The sequence below is a fragment of the Pseudomonas sp. GL-R-19 genome (genome assembly GCF_019956375.1).
In the GTDB taxonomy this organism is placed as follows: Bacteria; Pseudomonadota; Gammaproteobacteria; order Pseudomonadales; family Pseudomonadaceae; genus Aquipseudomonas.
The window spans coordinates 1-1,310 of record NZ_JAHBDJ010000083.1; the positions used below are offsets into that span (position 1 = coordinate 1).

Sequence of the window (1,310 nt, forward strand, 5' to 3'; positions counted from 1 at the left end):
AAATTGATACTGGAGCAGGCTGTTCCTGCCGAATGGGTTGATCAGGTGTTTGAAGAACACCGTCAACGCCAGTACCCGCGTGAGCTTTTGTTTTCGACCATCGTTGAGCTGATGTCCCTTGTTTCATTGGGCCTACGGCCCTCCTTACATGCCGCTGCCCGGCAAATGGAGGGGCTGCCGGTTACGTTGGCGGCGCTCTATGACAAGGTCAGCCGCACAGAGCCCGCGTTGCTGCGGGCGTTGGTCACAGGAAGCGCCGAGCGCCTGGCTCCGACGATAAAAGAGTTGGGCTGCTCAGCCATTTTGCCCGGCTGGCAGCTGCGCATTGTCGACGGCAACCACCTGCCTTCTACTGAAAAACGCTTGGGGGCTTTGCGGCGTGAGCGAGGTGCGGCGCGCCCAGGGTTTTCAGTCGTGGTCTACGACCCGGACCTCGATCAGATCGTCGACTTGCAGCCCTGCGAGGATGCCTACGCCAGTGAGCGCGTCAGCGTGCTGCCGCTGTTGGCCCGCGCCACCAAGGGCCAGCTGTGGATGGCCGATCGGCTGTACTGCACGCTGCCCGTCATGCACGCCTGCGAGGAAGCGGGGGCTTCGTTCATTATTCGCCAGCAAAGCAAACATCCACGGTTGATTGAGGAAGGCGGCTGGCAAGAATCTGTGGCCATCGAATCCGCAACGGTGCGCGAGCAAATCATCGAACTCAAAGGTGGTCACCGCTGGCGTCGAGTTGAACTGAACCTACAGACACCTACCGACTCAGGCGACACGGTGATGTGGTTCTGGAGCAACTTGCCAGACACCGTCAGCGCCGGGCAGATCGCCGAGTTATACCGTCGTCGCTGGAGTATCGAAGGGATGTTCCAGCGCCTGGAATCGGTGCTGGACAGTGAAATCGAAAGCCTTGGCGCTCCGCGGGCGGCGTTGCTGGGATTTGCTTCAGCGATCCTGGCCTACAACGTCCTGGCAGTGCTCAAACGCAGCGTGGAACAGGCTCATCGCGAGACAGTGCCCGAAGGCTGGGAAGCTTCGATCTTCCATCTGACGGTACAAGTGCGTAGCGGATACGAGGGCATGCAGATCGCACTGCCCTCGGAGTACCTGACACTTCAAACGACCTCAGAAACGCTGGCAACGCGACTGTTGGCGCTCGCCAGGAATATCAAGCCCAAGCAAGTGGCCAAAAGCATACGTGGTCCCAAAATCGCCAAACCCAAGGAGTGGCTGGACGGTAAAGCTGCGCACGCTCATGTGTCGACGGATCGGGTGCTCAAGGCCCATAAAGGGAAAACACCTTGAAAGGGCTGGCC

General features: G+C 59.5%; 1 protein-coding gene. It reads left to right on the top strand.

Going from position 1 to position 1,310, the window contains the following annotated elements:
* On the top strand, positions 1 to 1,299 hold a 1,299-nt coding region (locus KGA83_RS27840; protein WP_223531377.1), incomplete at its 5' end, for an IS4 family transposase.
* Between the last annotated feature and the right edge of the window lie 11 nt (positions 1,300 to 1,310).